Source organism: Streptomyces canus 299MFChir4.1, from assembly GCF_000383615.1.
Lineage (GTDB): Bacteria > Actinomycetota > Actinomycetes > Streptomycetales > Streptomycetaceae > Streptomyces > Streptomyces canus_C.
The window spans coordinates 80,786-96,655 of the sequence record NZ_KB911587.1 but is presented as its reverse complement, the minus strand read 5'-3'; the positions used below and the strand labels follow the sequence as shown (position 1 = coordinate 96,655).

The 15,870-nt window shown below is 71.3% G+C and carries 11 protein-coding genes; 4 read left to right on the top strand and 7 right to left on the bottom strand.

From position 1 onward, the window contains the following. Positions 1-377: 377 nt before the first annotated feature. A complete protein-coding gene (locus H293_RS0116320; protein ID WP_020118930.1) occupies positions 378-680 on the top strand; it encodes a hypothetical protein in 303 nt (100 codons plus the stop codon). On the opposite strand, the gene H293_RS0116315 is transcribed toward H293_RS0116320, so the two are convergent. The 3 genes from H293_RS0116315 to H293_RS0116305 form a co-directional block, all read right to left on the bottom strand. Then, positions 652-2,631: a hypothetical protein gene (locus H293_RS0116315; RefSeq protein ID WP_020118929.1), complete on the bottom strand. Its 1,980-nt coding sequence runs from the start codon at positions 2,629-2,631 to the stop codon at positions 652-654. The genes H293_RS0116320 and H293_RS0116315 overlap by 29 nt on opposite strands. A gap of 24 nt (positions 2,632-2,655) precedes the next feature. After that, positions 2,656-4,347 carry a DUF2264 domain-containing protein gene (locus H293_RS0116310; RefSeq protein ID WP_020118928.1) on the bottom strand — a complete coding sequence of 564 codons (1,692 nt, stop codon included), beginning with the start codon at positions 4,345-4,347 and terminating at the stop codon, positions 2,656-2,658. 125 nt (positions 4,348-4,472) lie between these two features. Beyond that, positions 4,473-5,513, bottom strand: a complete 1,041-nt coding sequence (locus H293_RS0116305; protein ID WP_020118927.1) for a rhamnogalacturonan acetylesterase — start codon at positions 5,511-5,513, stop codon at positions 4,473-4,475. Positions 5,514-5,708: 195 nt separating this feature from the next. Here H293_RS0116305 and H293_RS0116300 point away from each other — a divergent pair, with 195 nt between their 5' ends. Next, positions 5,709-7,391 (top strand): rhamnogalacturonan lyase B N-terminal domain-containing protein, encoded by a 1,683-nt coding sequence (locus tag H293_RS0116300; protein ID WP_020118926.1) that lies wholly within the window; start codon positions 5,709-5,711, stop codon positions 7,389-7,391. Between the two features lie 2 nt (positions 7,392-7,393). Here H293_RS0116300 and H293_RS0116295 read toward each other — a convergent pair whose 3' ends face one another. Both H293_RS0116295 and H293_RS0116290 read right to left on the bottom strand, forming a co-directional pair. Then, positions 7,394-8,803 (bottom strand): RICIN domain-containing protein, encoded by a 1,410-nt coding sequence (locus tag H293_RS0116295; protein WP_020118925.1) that lies wholly within the window; start codon positions 8,801-8,803, stop codon positions 7,394-7,396. Further along, positions 8,800-9,876, bottom strand: a complete 1,077-nt coding sequence (locus H293_RS0116290; protein WP_020118924.1) for a glycoside hydrolase family 43 protein — start codon at positions 9,874-9,876, stop codon at positions 8,800-8,802. Before H293_RS0116290 ends, H293_RS0116295 begins: the two co-directional genes overlap by 4 nt. Positions 9,877-10,066: 190 nt before the next feature. Here H293_RS0116290 and H293_RS0116285 point away from each other — a divergent pair, with 190 nt between their 5' ends. After that, positions 10,067-12,151 (top strand): autotransporter, encoded by a 2,085-nt coding sequence (locus H293_RS0116285; protein WP_028807897.1) that lies wholly within the window; start codon positions 10,067-10,069, stop codon positions 12,149-12,151. Positions 12,152-12,258: 107 nt separating this feature from the next. Further along, positions 12,259-13,200: a homocysteine S-methyltransferase gene (gene mmuM, locus H293_RS0116280; protein WP_020118922.1), complete on the top strand. Its 942-nt coding sequence runs from the start codon at positions 12,259-12,261 to the stop codon at positions 13,198-13,200. A 248-nt stretch (positions 13,201-13,448) separates the two neighbouring features. On the opposite strand, the gene H293_RS0116275 is transcribed toward mmuM, so the two are convergent. Continuing rightward, positions 13,449-15,035: a carboxylesterase/lipase family protein gene (locus H293_RS0116275; RefSeq protein WP_078612600.1), complete on the bottom strand. Its 1,587-nt coding sequence runs from the start codon at positions 15,033-15,035 to the stop codon at positions 13,449-13,451. Positions 15,036-15,255: 220 nt separating this feature from the next. Next, positions 15,256-15,723: a hypothetical protein gene (locus H293_RS61660; protein ID WP_028807896.1), complete on the bottom strand. Its 468-nt coding sequence runs from the start codon at positions 15,721-15,723 to the stop codon at positions 15,256-15,258. Positions 15,724-15,870 lie beyond the last annotated feature (147 nt).

Sequence of the window (15,870 nt, the reverse complement as noted above, 5' to 3'; positions counted from 1 at the left end):
CCGGGGCGGCCTCAGTCCGAGGCGATCGACCTCCTCGTCGCGGGTGCGGTCCTGCGGCTGGAGGTCGAAGTGAAGGCGGTTCCTGACGGCCTGCCGCCCAGAAGGACGGGACGCTGACCTGGGCGTACGCTCCGGTGACACCGTCGTACGCCACCCCACTGAACGGTTTCTCCCCGACCGCGACGACTCTGCGGATCGTCCGCCTCAAGCCCTGAGGACAGCCGTGCAACCGTCTCCCCCGGCCGCGTGTCCCACTCAGTGCGACGCACGCGGACGGGGGAGAGCACATGGGCGACGGTGTACGAAGTGTCCGACGGTTCTTTCGGCGGCCTCCGACGGAGCCACCCCAGCCCTCGGAGCTCCTGCCCATTCTGCGGGTGTGGTTGTTCCTGCTGGCCGTGGGGGCGGGTGCGGCCGCGCTCGGCTGGGAGACGGTGTCGCTCACGCTCCTCGTCGGGACGGTGTGCGCCATGTTCGACGAAGTGACCGTGGGCGTACGGCACGGTTTGCCCGCCTTCGTGGCAGCGCTGGCGGTCGGCCAGGGCGTGAAGCGCCTCGCGCGGGCCGCGGTGCCCGGTTCTGGGTCACTGTGGGACGAGTTCTGCGTGAACGCCCTGTGCACCGCGGCGGCTCTGGTGACGTTCGTCGGGGTCAGTCGGCTGCGGTGGCGGAGGCACTGATCCGGTCGACCATCCGCCGCATGACCTCGACGGGCAGCGCCGGGTTCCGGGCGGCGGTCTCCGCGGAGCCGCCGCCCTGGCGCAGCAGTCGGACCAGGATTCCGGCCGGCATGTGGGGGTGCCGGGCGGCCGCATTGCGGATGTGCTCGTGCGGATCCTCCAGCAGCCGGGCCGCGGCGGCCGGAGACAGTCGCGGGTCGCAGACGGCCCGGTAGCGCACCTCTTCGTTCCTGTCCCGGCTGAGCCGTTCGACCAGCTCGGGTGTGGACTCCGGGTCGTCGAGGGCGAGCCTGCGCATCCGCGGGTTCGGGTCGTCGGCGTACCGCACGAGGTCCCGGCGGGGGAAGTTCGGATGACCACGGGGACGGTCGGGCGCCGTGAGGCTGCCGTCCCACCACTGCCACACCCGCATCAGCATGTCGGCGGGCGCGTCGTCGCAGGATTCGGCGAGGAAGAGCTGGACGACCCGGTCCTCGTCGTGGGCGAGGCGTTCGACGACGTCGGGCGGGAGGTGTCGGGCGCGGGCGACGCTTCTGCGGACAACGGGGTGAGAGGAGGCTGCCAGGCGGCGCATGGCCTCGTCGTCCTGGTGGAGGGCGACGACCCAGTCGAGCGGGTGGTAACGGCCTCGCGGGTCGAACTCGTAGAGGATACCGGCGCGTTGCTCCTCGGTGAGGTCGGCGCGGAGGGACACCACGAAGCGGACGCCGGCATCGGGGTCCTCGCCGAGGACAGCCACCAGATCAGGGTCCAGCCCGGGATTCGCGGCGAGGGAGCTGCGCTCACCGGGCTCCCCGTTGCGCACCAGGTACTCGGCGAGGCCGCGCTCCAGCCGGCAGGTCTCCAGCACGTGGGCCCCGACGTCCTGTGCCCCGTACACCGAGCGGGGCATCGGGTGGTCCTGGTGGTGCAGCAGCAGCGCCTGCGCTCGCACCTTGGCCTCGGGGTCGTTCAGCAGTGCGTGCCGTGCCGGGGCGTCGAGGTGCGGCCAGGCCGGTTTGCAGGCCACGTACCGCACCCCGCCGTCGGGGTCTGCGGCCAGCGCGACGGCCAGGGACGGGGGCAGTCCCCGGAGGCGGGCGGCCTCGGAGCGCACGCGGGCGGACGGGTCGGCGGCGAGCGTCCGGCAGGTGTCCTCGGGGACTTCGGCCCGGCGATCGGCGGCCAGCAGGGTGAGGACCCACCGTTGGCGGTCGTCCTGCTCGCCGAGGATCACACGGGACCACTGCTCGGGCGTGATGTTCGGCTGCACCTCGGCAGCCCGTGACCGCGTCTTCCAGTCCGGATGGGCCAGTGCCGCGTCCACCGCCTCCGTCGGCAGGACGCTGTACATCCCGTAGGAAGACCTCTCCCACAGCTGGGACCGCGGCTCCTTCGGGAGCGCCGGGTTGAGCGAGAGTCCGCTCGCCCACGCGTCGAGCAGTCTCCCGCGGGCCTGCGGTCCCCGGAACAGCCCCTCCCAGGCGTCCGCCCGGTCCTGCGGGCTCTCCTCGGCGGCCGCCAGCGCCGCCGCCTCCCGCCGCTCCCTGAGCCGGTCGACGGCGACGAGCCAGACCGCGTACTCCTCGGTCGTGGCGCCCACCATGGTGTCGCCGTCCAGGGACAGCGTCAGGAACTCCGGCTGTCCCGGCCGCGGGCCCAGCACTCCGGCCAGATCCCAGTCGTCGGTGAGCCGGACCCGCACCCAGCTCCCGTTGCCGGAGAAGTCGACGAGGAACACCCCGTCGCCGCCGAGGATCCCGGTCTCGGTCGCCAGCCGGTGCCACTGGGCGTTGAGTTCGGCGACCAGGTCCGGCCGGTCGTCCGCCACCGCGACGGTCGGCTCGGTCTCCCACCCGACGACATGCCGCCACGCGAACGGCGGCGGCAGCACCTCCTCGACCCGCCGGTCCCGCACGACCTCCAGCCCGGCCCGGCCGAGCAGTTCTACCAGTTCGTCTCTCCCACCCATGATCCTCATACTGCCCGAGGCGGTTCAGTCCCCGGCGGTGATCTCCACTCCGGAACCGTCCAGCCGGACCCGCGTCTCGGAGCCCCCGCTCCAGACCACGGTCAACTCCCCTTCCCCCGCGGCCCGTACGGACACCGTCTCCCCCAACGGCACGGCATCGGCGTCAGCGGTGAGCCGGGCCAGCGCGACGAACAGGGTGTCCCCCTCGCCCGTCACCCCGCTCAACTCGTCGTCGAGACCCACGGCGGGCAGGAGTTCGGCCCGGACACCGTCCCGCGCGGCCCACCCCGTCACCCGCACCGGCGTCCCGGGCTCGGCCCCGGACACGAGGAAGACGCGCACCTCCACGGCCCCCCGCGCGAGGACGACACCGAAAACCCGCGCACCCCCGGCCGCCCTGTGCCGCGAGGCGGCCCACCCCTCCCCCACCCCCAACGGCTCGATCTCCGTGCGGCTCGGATCCCCCGCCACGATGAAGCTGTTGTCGTACGACGCCGAGGGCTCGGTCGCCGTCGAGTACGCGAGGCGGGTGTAGTACGGGTCGTAGCGGACGTCCTCGCTGCCGTGGTTGTGGAGGCGGACGAGGCCGTCGGAACGGGTGGACTGGAGCAGCCAGTTGGGGGCGGCGATCGAGGTGACCGCGTCGGAGCGTTCGGCGGGGCCCGGTTCCTCCACCGCCGTCCACACCTCGTGGTCCGACGGGAGGAGCAGGCCGAGGAAGCCCTTGCTCGCCCAGTACGGGGAGGCCGGGCCCGAATAGCCTTGCAGGACGGCGGGGTCGGGGCCGTGCCAGCCGAGGGTGAGCAGGTCCCGGGAGTCCACCGCGCCCCGGTCCAGGAAGTACTTGAGGGCTCCGGAGGCCAGCCGTCGGGTCTCGCCCGGGGGCAGCGGGGTGTGGCCCGTCAGCGCGCCCAGCCACAGCGGGGCAGTGGTCGCGAAGCGGTACGTCAGTGAGCGGCCCTGGTGCATCGGGGCGCCGTCGGCGCCGAACAGGCGGGCGTAGTCCTGGAGATGGCGGGAGAGGCGGCCGCCGTACAGGTCCAGCAACCGGTCATCTTGGGCCAGCCAGGCGTGCAGCACCGGGTAGAGATGCATGGCCCAGCCGTTGTAGTAGTCGAACTTGCGGCCCTCGCCGTCCGTGTACCAGCCCTCGCCGACGTACCACTGCTCGATGCGCTCCAGGCCGCGGTCGATCGCCTTGCGGGAGGCGTCCGGCTCGTACCCGAGCGAGGACAGGAAGCCGGCCACCGTGACCGGGAAGAGCTCCCAGTTGCAGGGCCAGGCCTCGGCGGTGAGCGCGTCTGCGAGCCAGGCCGCGGCGCGCTGCCGTACGGCGTCGTCCAGGCGGTCCCAGAGCAGCGGCTTCGTGATGCGCAGCGCGAACGCGATCGACGCCGCCTCGACCAGCGGCTGGCCGCGGTCCTCGATGCGGGGCCAGACTCCCGAGACTCCGGCGGCGAGACCCTCGGCGTACCGCTCCAGCGCGGTCCCGTCCTGGCGGAAGGCCGCCAGCAGGAGCGTACGGGCGTAGCCCTCAAGGCCGTCGGACAGGCGGCCGGACCAGCTCTGCCGGTCACCGGGGAGGTGGTAGAGGGCGCGGTCCCCGGTGGCGTACGGCTCGACCGCGGCGAGCAGGGCGTCGGCCGCGGCCTCCCAGTGGGCGCGCGTGTAGCCGGTGTACGGACTGAGGGTGTGGTCCTCGGAGGGCAACTGCATCGGTTCTCTTTCTTCGGCTCGCAGGCTCACAGGCGCGTTGGCTCGTTGGCTCGTTGGCTCGTTGGCTCGTTGGCTCGCAACACAGACCTGGGGCGCCCCGGTTCCGGTCGGGACGCCCCAGGCGTCTATCCCACCCTCACGGCCCCTTCGGGCACCAGTCCCCGGGCGACGAGTTCGTCGCGGACCAGGCCCGCGTACACGGTGGCGCCGTGTACGGAGGTGTGGGTGTTGTCCCTTTTCTCGTTGTAGAGGTAGATCGCCTTGGAGCCCTCCACTCCCAGGGACTCCACGAGCGACTTCGTCTTCGCCGTCAGGTCGATCAGCGGGACGTCCTCGGCCGCGGCCACCGAGCGGATCACCGCGGGATGGTCCACCCCGAGGCCGTTGACCAGCAGGGCCGTCCCGTTGTTCAGCGTGCCGTCCGAGTTGAACCAGCGTCGCACGATGGGCGTCACGAGGACAGGGTTCCCGCCTTTCTCCCTCACACCCGCCACCAATGTCTCCAGGTTCGCCCGGTACGTCGCCTCGTCCGTCGTCTTGTCGTTGTGGGCGAGCTGGACGAGGACGAGGTCGCCGGGCCGGATCAGCGGCTGGACGGTGGCCCACAGACGCGGCTCGGACAGATAGGTCACCGTGCTCTCGCCGGAGTCGGCGTAGTTGGCCACGGACACGCCCTTGCGCAGGTACTGGGGCAGCTGCTGGCCCCAGCCGGAGTAGGGGTCGCCGGGCTGGTCGCACACCGTGGAGTCGCCGACGAGGAGGATCTGGCGGGCGTGCCGGGCGCGGGTGACCTTGATGTCGGCGAGCGCGGGGGCCGAGCCGCCCAGCACCAGGTCCAGGCCCGGGGTGCCGTCGGGTCCGGTCGGCTCGCCCTCCGGGGTGCGGACGTTCACGGTGAAGCTGCGGAAGACCCGCCGGCCGGCCTCGGCCGCCGTCTCCGGCAGCAGCGAACGCAGGGTCTCGCCGCTGATCGCCGTGCTCGACGCGGTGTCGCCGCCGAGGAGGACCTTCACGTCGTACGTGCCCGGCGGGACGTCGAAGTGGCAGCGGGCGGTGGTGCAGTTCTCGATGCCGAGGGGGCGGCCGGAGTGCGCCTGTGCCGGTACGGCGGTCAGTCCCGCGCCCAGCGTGACCGCCGCCAGCACGGCGAGGTTGAAACGTCTCATTCGAGGCTCCTCAGACGGACGACAAGGCCTGGCGGCTGGACCGTACCCTCATCGACAAGCGCTTTCTAGCCCCTGGGCCGATTTCACGAGATTGCCAACTCCCAGGCAGTGCAAGCCCTTTCGCGAAATCGATTCAACTGTCACCCTCCAAAGCACCCGCACCACCCCCACACCTCCCGTAGGAGGCACCCCCACATGTCCGAATCCACCGTGAACAGACCGGTCGGACGCCGCACCTTCGTCCTCGGCACCGCGGCCGCCGCGGGCACCGCCGCCCTGGCCGGGCCGCTCGCCGACAGCGCGTCCGCCGCGGGCTTCGGCTGGTCCGACGACGGCTCGAACTACGTCGTCGACACCGGCGCGAGCCTCGTCTTCAAGGTCAGCAAGACCAACGGCGACCTGACCTCGCTGGTCTACAAGGGCACGCAGTACCAGGGCTACGGCGGCAAGAACTCGCACATCGAGTCCGGCCTCGGCACGTCCACCGTGAGCATCAAGCAGTCCGGTACGACGATCCTGATCTCGGTCGCGTACGGCACGCTGAAGCACTACTACGCGGCCCGCAGCGGCGAGAACAACGTCTACCTGTGGACCGACAAGGCCGACGACTCGGTCTCGGCGACCCGCTACATCCTGCGCGTCAACGCGGGCAAGTTCCTCAACGACGAGCCCGACTCGTACACCTACGCGCCCACCACCATCGAGGCCTCCGACGTCTTCGCGAAGTCCGACGGCCAGACCCGCTCCAAGCACTACGCGAAGGCGCGGGTCATCGACTACAACTACGTCGGCTGGACCACCGGCAGCGTCGGCCTGTACATCGTGCGCTCCAACCACGAGAAGGCCTCCGGCGGTCCGTTCTACCGCTCCCTCCTGCGCCACCAGAGCGCGGACGGCGGCGGCCTGTACGAGATCCTGTACTACGGCGAGAACCAGACGGAGGCCCAGCGCTTCGGCCTCCAGGGCCCCTACGTCATCGCCTTCACCGACGGCGGCGCCCCCTCCTCCGCGCTGTACCCCGGGACCCTCACCACCTCGTGGGCGGACTCGCTCGGCATCTCGGGCTACGTCCCCGCGAGCGGCCGGGGCAGGGTCGCGGGCGTCGGCATCACCGGCCGGACCACGTCGTACGCCTACACGGTCGGGCTCGCCAACTCCGCCGCCCAGTACTGGGGTTCGGCGCGGTCCTCGGACGGCTACTTCTCCATCGGGGGTGTGCTGCCGGGGACGTACGCGCTGACCGTCTTCAAGGGTGAACTCGCCGTCCACACCGGCTCGGTGAGCGTCGGAGCGGGCGGCACGACCACCCTCAACAGCATCGCGATCCCGTCCTCGAACGATCCGGGCAACGCGAGCGCCATCTGGCGCATCAACAACTGGGACGGCACGCCCGGCGGTTTCAAGAACGCCGACCTGATGACGTACGCCCATCCGTCCGATGTCCGCGCCTCCTCCTGGACCGGCAACGTCGTCATCGGCAGCGGCACCGAGACCTCGGCCTTCCCCTGCTATCTGTGGAAGGACGTCAACAGCGGAATCGTCGTCTACTTCAAGCTGACGGCCGCCCAGGCCGCCGCCGCGCACACCCTGCGCATCGGGGTGACGACGGCCTACGCCAACGGCCGCCCGCAGGTCGTCGTCAACGACACCTGGACCTCCGCCGTCCCCTCCCCGCCCACCCAGCCGAGCACCCGGTCGCTGACCGTGGGCTCGTACCGGGGCAACAACTACACGTTCACCTACCGCGTGCCGGCGTCCGCCTGGCTGACGGACACCAGCGCCTACAACACGCTGAAGATCTACGTGGCGAGCGGTTCGGGGTCGACGTCGTTCCTCAGCGCGGGCACGTCGATCGACGCGATCGACCTGCTGACCTGACGTCAGGTACCGCGTGTCCACTGCTGGTTGGTCGCCCCGCTGCACGTGTACGTGATGATCGCGGCGGAGTTGGCGGTGGACGCGCCGTTCACATCCAGGCACTCACCGCTGGCGCGCGCCTTGACGGTCACGTACGAGCCCGAGGTGACCAGCGACCACTGCTGGGCGGTCGCGCTGCCGCAGTTCTCCTGGGTGACGTTCGTGGCGTTCTCCTGGAGACACAGCGAGCTGCCGCGGCCGACCAGCTGGTAGTAGCCGGTGCCGAGGTTCTTGAACCACCACTTCTGGTTCGCGCCGCTGTTGCAGGTGTACTGGCTGATCGCGACGCCCTGCCACAGCGACTGGTCGGCCACGTCCGCGCACTTGCCGCTGTTGCGGGAGACCAGCGTGTTGTACGTGGCGCTGGTACCGGAGAGCGTCCCGGCCGCCGCGTCGATCGTGACCTCGGGGTACCAGGACATGGACATCGTGGTCGAGGTCGGGAAGGTCAACGGCAGCCACACGTACCGCGAGTCGTTGACGGTCCCGCCGAAGGAGTTGCCCCAGCGGTCGCCCATGTAGAGGTACGAGGTGCCCGAAGTCCCCTGCACCGGAAGGACGTACGCGGTCTGCGAGTTGTAGGCCGTGGAGTCGCCGACGTTCGCCATCGAGGTCCAGGGACCGGCCAGAGAGGTCGCGGTGGCGTACTGCTGCTGGTTGGCGCTCCAGCCGGTCGCGCCCGAGGTCAGCATGAAGTAGACGCCGCCCCGCTTGAAGAGGGCCGGGGCCTCGCGGTGTCCGCCGGGCCACGGGTTGGCGACCAGGCTCGCGATGCCGGTGTAGTCGGCGGTCAGCCTGTAGATGTGCAGGTCGTAGTTCTCGTTGGCGGCCGAGACCATGTAGCCGGTGCCGTCGGTGTCGACGAAGGTCGTGATGTCACGGGACATGTTGTCGCCCAGCGGGCGGAAGCTGCCCTGGTAGGTGTAGCTCCCGTCGACCGTGGACGAGACGGCGACGGCCGCGCGGGCCTCGCTGTAGTCGGTGCCGTTCTCCTTGTGCATCCACATCACGAACTTGCCGGTGGACGCGTTGTAGACGACCTTGGGCCGCTCGATGTAGGCGGTGGACAGCTCGGAGGCCGAAGATTGGCTCAGGACGTGGTTCCTGAACTCCCAGTTCTTCAGGTCGGTGGAGCGGTAGGCGTCCACGTACCGGAAGGTGTTGTCGGCGTTGCGGTCCTCGCCGAACCAGTAGTAGTAGGAGCCGACCTTGATGACCCCGCCGCCGTGGGCGTGCAGGGCGGCTCCCGAAGTGTCCGTGAACTGGACGCCGTTGGGGATCGTCAGCGGGGCGGCCTGGGCCGGACCGGCGGTCGCCAGGGCGCCGGCCAGGGCCAGGCACAGGGCGAGCAGTACCGCGTGAGCTCGTCTCATGACGCGAGCTCCGTGGCCGTGGCGGTGTCCGCCACCGGTATGCCGAAGTCCGGGGTGCCGTCGGCGTGCCAGCCGAGCTTCTGGACGCGGGTGTGCCGGTTGGGGTCGTTCAGCGGGTCGCCGACGATCTCCTTGTACTGGCGGGCGTGGTAGACGAGGACGTCACTGCGGCCGTCCTCGGCCACCGTGAAGCAGTTGTGGCCCGGGCCGTACTGCCTGGTGGTGTCGTTGCTGGTGAAGACGGGGGTCGGCGACTTGGACCAGCTCGCCGGGTTCATGAGGTCGGCGTTGGCGTCGGCCGTGAGCAGGCCCATGCAGTAGTGCCAGTCGGTCGCGCTGGCCGAGTAGGACATGAAGAGGCGGCCGTTGCGGGCGATGACCGACGGCCCCTCGTTCACCTTGTAGCCGACGCACTCCCAGTCGTACTCCGGGGTGGAGAGCCGGATCTGAGGTCCCGTCAGGGTCCATGGGTTCGCCATCCTGGACAGGAAGATGCCGGTGTTGTTGTCCAGGCCGGGCTCGTGCTGCGCCCAGGCGAGGTAGCGGGAGCCGCGGTGGGTGAAGGTCGTGGCATCCAGGGAGAAGGTCTCCCAGGCGGTCCTGATCTGGCCCTTCTCCACCCAAGTGCCCTTGAAGGGATTGGGGTTGGCGTTCTCCAGGACCCAGATGCGGATGTCCCACACGCTCTCGGCGGGCGCGGAGGCGAAGTAGATGTACCACTTGCCGCCCACGCGGTGGATCTCCGGCGCCCAGATGTGGGCGCCCATGGCACCGGTCGGGTGCTTGGCCCACAGGACGGACTCGTCGGCGGTCGCGAGCCCGGCCAGGGTGCGGGAGCGGCGCAGGACGATGCGGTCGTACTCGGGGACGGTGGCGGTGAAGTAGTAGTAGCCGTCGGTGTGCCGGTGGATGTACGGGTCGGCGCGGTGCCGGACGAGCGGGTTCACGTAGGGCGCGGCCTTCTTCGGGCGCGGGGCGGCTTCGGCGACGGTGGGGGTCGCGGCCAGGGCGCCCGCGGCCAGGGCACCTTTCAGCAGCAGTCGTCGGTGGGGGACGTCGGGGGCGCGGCTCATGCGGACTGCCTCTCGGGTGGGGGTGTCCTGAGAGCGATGTTCGATATTGAGAACATCTGTTGTGATTGCGAACAGCCGAAAGGTACGGCTGGGGAACCAGGAGGTCAACGGGTCGGACGCGACCAGAAGAAGGCGCTTTCTGCGTTCCGGATTTCTGTTATCCGTCCGGCCTTCGCGCGTCTCCGATCATGTGAGCAGCCAAACCCGCAAGACAGCAGCAGTCGTGGGCGCCCTCGTCGCCCTCCTGGCCTGGGCTCCCCCGGCTCTGGCCGCCGGCCCCCGGGACGTCACCGCCGACGTCCTCGCGGACCGGGACGTCACCCTGACCGGCGACACGGTGGTCAGCGTGCCCGCGGGGACGACGACGTACGACGGGGTGTTCCGCGGCGAGGGCACGCTCACCGTGCGCGGCACCGGGACGCTGGTCCTCACCAAGGACAGCGACTTCACGCTGCCCAGGTCCCGGCAGCGGCAGTCCGTGCGGACTCAGGGCGGCAACCACCCGTACGTCACCACGACCCGCCCGGACCCGCCCGCGATCACGGTCGAGCGCGGGGCGACCCTGCAGTACGGCGACGGCGGGACGACAGGACTGATCGGCCACTTCCCCTACAACACCCCGGCGTTCCGGCTGAACCAGGACAACATCCGGGTCGACGGCACCCTGCGGCTGTCCCTGACGAGCGCCTACAACCTGGGCACCGTCAGCGGCTCCGGCCTGATCACCCAGCCGCGCTTCCTCTGGGGCACGTGGGACCTGACGTCCGGCCCGTTCTCCGGGGTCGTCGACAACGGCACGCAGACCAACGCGGGGCGGCCCGAGTACGCGACCGCGCTGCCGAACATGCGCAAGGTGCTGAACCAGGGCACCTGGACCGTGGACACCCCGCTGGGACAGACCGTCACCGAGCGGATGGACTTCTACCAGCGCGAGTACGGCAGCGACATCAACGTCCAGTCCCGGCCGGGCAGCAAGGTGATCCTGACGGGCCAGTACAGCTGGTCGAACCAGGGCGGCGACACCGATCCCTCGCTCAGCGACCCCGCCCTGAACTGGACCCCGGCCGTCAAGAACGTCAACAAGCGCGGCACCAACATCAAGGGCGCGAACGTCCAGTGGGGCGACGGGACGACCAGCAGGATCTTCATGCCGGGCACGGCGAAGACGGTGTACATCAACCTCCTTGCGGCGCGCTCCCGTTCACTGCTGACCTTCGACTACAACGGGCCGGTCACCCTCGGAGCCCCGATCGGCGGCGGCCGCTTCCACGACACCCTGTCCGCGCCCGGCGCGGGCGACATCGTCATCAAGGGGACCAAGGGCAACGACGTCACCTTCGCGGCCGTCCAGTACTACGACGGTTCCACCACCATCGAGAAGGGCGCCGCACTGCGCCTGGGCAGCGGCAAGGCGGGGAGCGACGGAGGGCTCTACACCGGGGGCGGCCTCTACAAAGTCGTGAACAACGGCTCGCTCGTGCTCGACAACACGGCCAGGTCCCTGACCCTGCCCCGGATCAGCGGCAGCGGCTCCCTCACCCAGACGGGCAGGGCGACGACGACACTGACCGGTGGCGCGATCACCTACACCGGCACGACGACGGTCAAGAAGGGCACGCTGGCCCTGCGCGGCGGAGCAACACTCGCCCGCAGCAGGGGAATCCGGCTCACCTCGACGGCCGCACGGCTCGACGTCGGCACAGCGGGCCTCCGGGTGGTCTTCGCGCTGTCCGGCAAGGGAACGGTGAAGGGCACGGTCACGAACGAGGGCGTGGTCGCGGGCGGTCTCGCCGTCACCGGCGGGTACACCCAGAGCGCCAAGGGCCAACTCGTCCTGGGAAGCACCCCGTTGAAGGTGACGGGTCCGGTACGGCTGTCCGGTGACCTCGACCTCGCCGCGGCCGGCGCGGACCCGGCCCGCAGGATCACCGTGCTGGACAACAAGGGCGCCGCGAAGATCGTGGGCGCCTTCAAGGGCCTGAAGGAGGGCACGCGGCTCAAGCTCGCCGACACGACCTACCGGCTCACCTACCGCGGCGGCGACGGCAACGACGTCGTCCTGACCGCCGTATCGGCGAGCGCGTCCCCGCAGGTCCGTTCCGCCTCGACGCCGAAGGAAGAGGCCGCGGCACCCCACGCCACGGGTGAGGCGAGCGAGGGACTGGGCTGGTGGCCGTACATCCTGGCGCTGGGACTGCTGCTCGGCCTGGTGGTCCCGCCGACGGTGCGGAGGCGGAGCAGGCGACCCGGGGGCGGGCGCCACGCGGCGCACTGAACGACCCGGGGGTTCCGCGGCACCCCCGTCCGGTCCGCCTGCCGAGCCCGGTGTTCGCGGACCGGACGGCCCCGGCCGTCCGGCGGTCCTTCGGTTAGCGTCGAGGCATGACCAGCGACACCCCGGAAGTCCCCGACGCCCTCTCCCGCCCCTTCGCCGAGGCCCTCGCGGCCGGACCGGTCGTGCTCGACGGCGGTATGTCCAACCAGCTGGAGTCCGCCGGGCACGACCTGAGCGACGAGCTGTGGTCGGCCCGGCTGCTCGCGGAGCGGCCCGAGGCGATCACCGAGGCGCATCTCGCGTACTACGAGGCGGGCGCGGACGTGGCGATCACGTCCAGCTACCAGGCCACCTTCGAGGGCTTCGCCAAGCGCGGCATCGGGCGCGAGCGGGCCGCCGAACTGCTCGCCCTGAGCGTCGGACTGGCTCAGGAGGCGACGCGGCAGGCGCGGGCGAAGGGGGTATTGCGGCCGCTGTACGTGGCGGCCTCGGTCGGGCCGTACGGCGCGATGCTCGCGGACGGCTCGGAGTACCGCGGGCGGTACGGCCTGAGCGTGGCCGAGCTGGAGGCGTTCCACCGGCCCCGGCTCGAGGTGCTGGCGGCGGCCGGACCCGACGTCCTGGCCCTGGAGACGATCCCGGACAGCGACGAGGCGCAGGCGCTGCTGCGGGCGGTCCGCGGTCTCGGTGTGCCGGCCTGGCTCTCCTACTCCGTAGCGGGCGGCCGTACCCGGGCCGGCCAGCCGCTGGAGGAGGCGTTCGCCCTCGCCGCCGACGTCGACGAGGTCATCGCGGTGGGCGTCAACTGCTGCGTCCCCGAGGACGTGGACACCGCGGTCGAGACCGCCGCGCGGGTCACCGGCAAGCCGGTGGTCGTCTATCCCAACAGTGGGGAGACCTGGAACGCGGGCGCGCGCCGCTGGGAGGGACGGTCCTCGTTCACGCCGGAGGAGGTCACCGGGTGGCGGAAGTCGGGGGCGCGGCTGATCGGGGGGTGCTGCCGGGTGGGGCCGGGGGCGATCTCCGGGATCGCGGGGGCGCTGCGCTAGCGGGAGCCATACGCCTCATCGCCATAGGGGTTCTGACGGTGCGCGGCCGCGGCTTTCGTCGGGGTTTTAGCGCAGCTCCCCGCGCCCCTGAAGGTGCGCTTCGCGCCCCCCAGGACCAGCGGGCGGGGCGCTGCGCTAGCGGGAGCCATACGCCTCATCGCCATAGGGGTTCTGACGGTGCGCGGCCGCGGCTTTCGTCGGGGTTGCTCGCGCAGCTCCCCGCGCCCCTGAAGGTGCGCTTCGCGCCCTCAGTGTCGGCGGGCGAGCCCCGAGCGCCGCAGCCGTCGTACGACCGACCGCAGTTCCGCGGTCCGCGCGGGCCAGCCCTCCGCCGGTTCCGACACGGGCGCCGTCTCCTCGGTGGTCGGGTCCGCCGTCCACACCGCGAAATCGTGGTCCCGAGGGCCGGACACGACGTAGGGGTCGCCCTTGCCGAAGATCTGGACCGGGTGTGTGGGGTCCCAGGGCTGCCAGCCGGGGTCACCGTCCACGGCGAAACGCACCCAGGCCCCGTGCATGGCGTCGGCGAGCTCGGTCGGGGCGCCCTCGCCCGCGAGCTTGGCCGACTCGGGGGTGTCTCCGGTGTCGAAGACGAAGCCCAGCTCCAGGGCGTGGCAGGCGCCGAGTTTCGGCAGGTGGGAGGGCCAGGCGAACTCGTAGACGTACGACGTGCCCGGACGGGACCCGGCCAGGCGGTGCAGGGGGATGCGGAGCAGGTGGTCGGTGACCATCTGGCCGACGGTCTCGGCGGTGCCGGCGTCGGGGTGCAGGGCGCGGTAGCCGCGGACCACCTCGGAGCCGCAGTGGCAGCGGGCCATGGCTCCGGCGAGGGCGACCGGGCCGAGCCGGTCGACGCGCTCCACGAGGCCGCCGGGGACGAGCCAGAGGCGGTACTCGTCGCTGGTCCAGCCGAGCATCAGCTCGACGTCCTTCGCGACGCCGGCACCCGGCTCGGTGAGGGCCTCCAGGGGGTCGCGCGGCACGAGGTCGCCGTCGACCACGATCCCGAATGCGGGGCCGCCGAGGACCGGGCTGCTGAGCCGGCCCACCTCGGCCTGGGTGCGCAGCAGCAGGTCACGGTCGACCTCGGCGAAGGCCGCGGCGGTGGCGGGCACCTTCAGCCGGCCGGCCATCCGGCGCACCATCCTCCGCACCTTGTCGCGGTCGCTCACCTCGGGCGGCCCGCTCTGCAGGACCGCCCGCCGGAACAGCCCCTGGGCCTGCGGGGCGGCCAGCAGGGCGCCGGTGCTGATCGCGCCGGCCGACTGCCCGGCCAGCGTCACCCGCCCCGGGTCGCCGCCGAAGGCCCCGATCGCCTCGTGGACCCATTGCAGGGCGGCGAACTGGTCGCGCAGGCCCGGGTTGGCGGGGGCGTCGGGGAACAGGCCGTAGCCCTCCACGCCGAGCCGGTAGTTCACCGAGACGAACACGACGCCGTCCCGGGCGAAGGCATGCCCGTCGTACACCGGCACCGCGGAGGAACCCCTGGTCAGGGCACCGCCGTGCAGCCAGACCAGGACCGGGAGCCGGGCCCCGGGGCCGGGCTCGGGGGTCCACACGTTGAGGTTGAGGCAGTCGTCGCCGGGCACGACCGGGTCGGAGAGGTACTGCGCGAAGGCCTCGGAGTACGGCGGTTTCGGTGCCGTCGGCCCGAAGTCGACCGTGTCGCGCACGCCGTCCCAGCGCTCGGGCGGCTCCGGTGGGCGGAAGCGGCGGGGGCCGAAGGGCGGGGCCGCGTAGGGGATGCCCCGAAAGACCGCGACGCCGTTCTCGTACCGGCCGCGTACGGCCCCGTACGGCGTGCTGACCACGGGGTTCGTCCGGACTGCTGTCATGCACCAGCCTCCTCACCGCGCTACCGCACCGGTAACAACAGAGCACCACACTTCCGCTCGGTATTCCGGTGCAGAGCGCCGTTCGGCCGCTACTTGGCGTACCTCGGGGTGCCGCAGCCCAGCTGACCCGGCCATGGTGCACAGGTCCCGTTGGCCCAGGCCGGCGGCGAGGAAGCGGTCGGCGTTGCCGGTGACCGAGGTCAGCGTCGTCGACCAGCGCTCACGCCGCGTTGGCCTCGGTCACACCGACCCGGGATGGTTCTCCCCGGTGCCGCCGCGGATGATCGTGGCGGTGGCCCGGCTGGTCCAGGTGGACCGGGAGCGGGAGTCGGCGACCGACCTTGTTCCAGCCGGAGAGCCAGGGGTCGGTGCCCGCGGCGACCCTGACCTCGGCCCCGTTGATGTCACCGGCGTTGTGCAACATGCCGGGGTGGGTCCAGGTCGGGGGCGCCGCGTCGGCCGTGGTGGCCAGGCGGGCGAGGGGAGCACTCGCCAGGTGGCCGTGGTCGCCGTCGGCACGGAAAGCGCCTTCACCCTGGGGGTGGCCGTGGCGGACGGGGTGGCCTGTTTCCGGTTCCTCGACAGCGACGGCGCACGGCCGTCCGCAGGTCCGGAACCGGACTTCACCCGTCTCTCCGACGACCGCGGGTCCAGGCTCCGGTTCGCGGGCGCGATGGCCGGAATCCATGCCATGGACCTGGTCGACGCGGCTTTCACGGTCGACTTCACCGGGTTCCGTCTGAGTTGCGGGGCAGCGTTCGGGTTTCGAAAGTCAGGGGGACCTGAAGACCCGCCCAGCCCGACCTCTTCCCGACGTCATCGGGCGAACCTAGGG

Excerpts from the sequence above, each read along its gene's own strand:
- H293_RS0116315 (WP_020118929.1), bottom strand. The coding sequence starts at position 2,631 with ATGGGTGGGAGAGACGAACTGGTAGAACTGCTCGGCCGGGCCGGGCTG.
- H293_RS0116310 (WP_020118928.1), bottom strand. The coding sequence starts at position 4,347 with ATGCAGTTGCCCTCCGAGGACCACACCCTCAGTCCGTACACCGGCTAC.
- H293_RS0116305 (WP_020118927.1), bottom strand. The coding sequence starts at position 5,513 with ATGAGACGTTTCAACCTCGCCGTGCTGGCGGCGGTCACGCTGGGCGCG.
- H293_RS0116300 (WP_020118926.1), top strand. The coding sequence starts at position 5,709 with ATGTCCGAATCCACCGTGAACAGACCGGTCGGACGCCGCACCTTCGTC.
- H293_RS0116295 (WP_020118925.1), bottom strand. The coding sequence starts at position 8,803 with ATGAGACGAGCTCACGCGGTACTGCTCGCCCTGTGCCTGGCCCTGGCC.
- H293_RS0116290 (WP_020118924.1), bottom strand. The coding sequence starts at position 9,876 with ATGAGCCGCGCCCCCGACGTCCCCCACCGACGACTGCTGCTGAAAGGT.
- mmuM (WP_020118922.1), top strand. The coding sequence starts at position 12,259 with ATGACCAGCGACACCCCGGAAGTCCCCGACGCCCTCTCCCGCCCCTTC.
- H293_RS0116275 (WP_078612600.1), bottom strand. The coding sequence starts at position 15,035 with ATGACAGCAGTCCGGACGAACCCCGTGGTCAGCACGCCGTACGGGGCC.
- H293_RS61660 (WP_028807896.1), bottom strand. The coding sequence starts at position 15,723 with ATGGATTCCGGCCATCGCGCCCGCGAACCGGAGCCTGGACCCGCGGTC.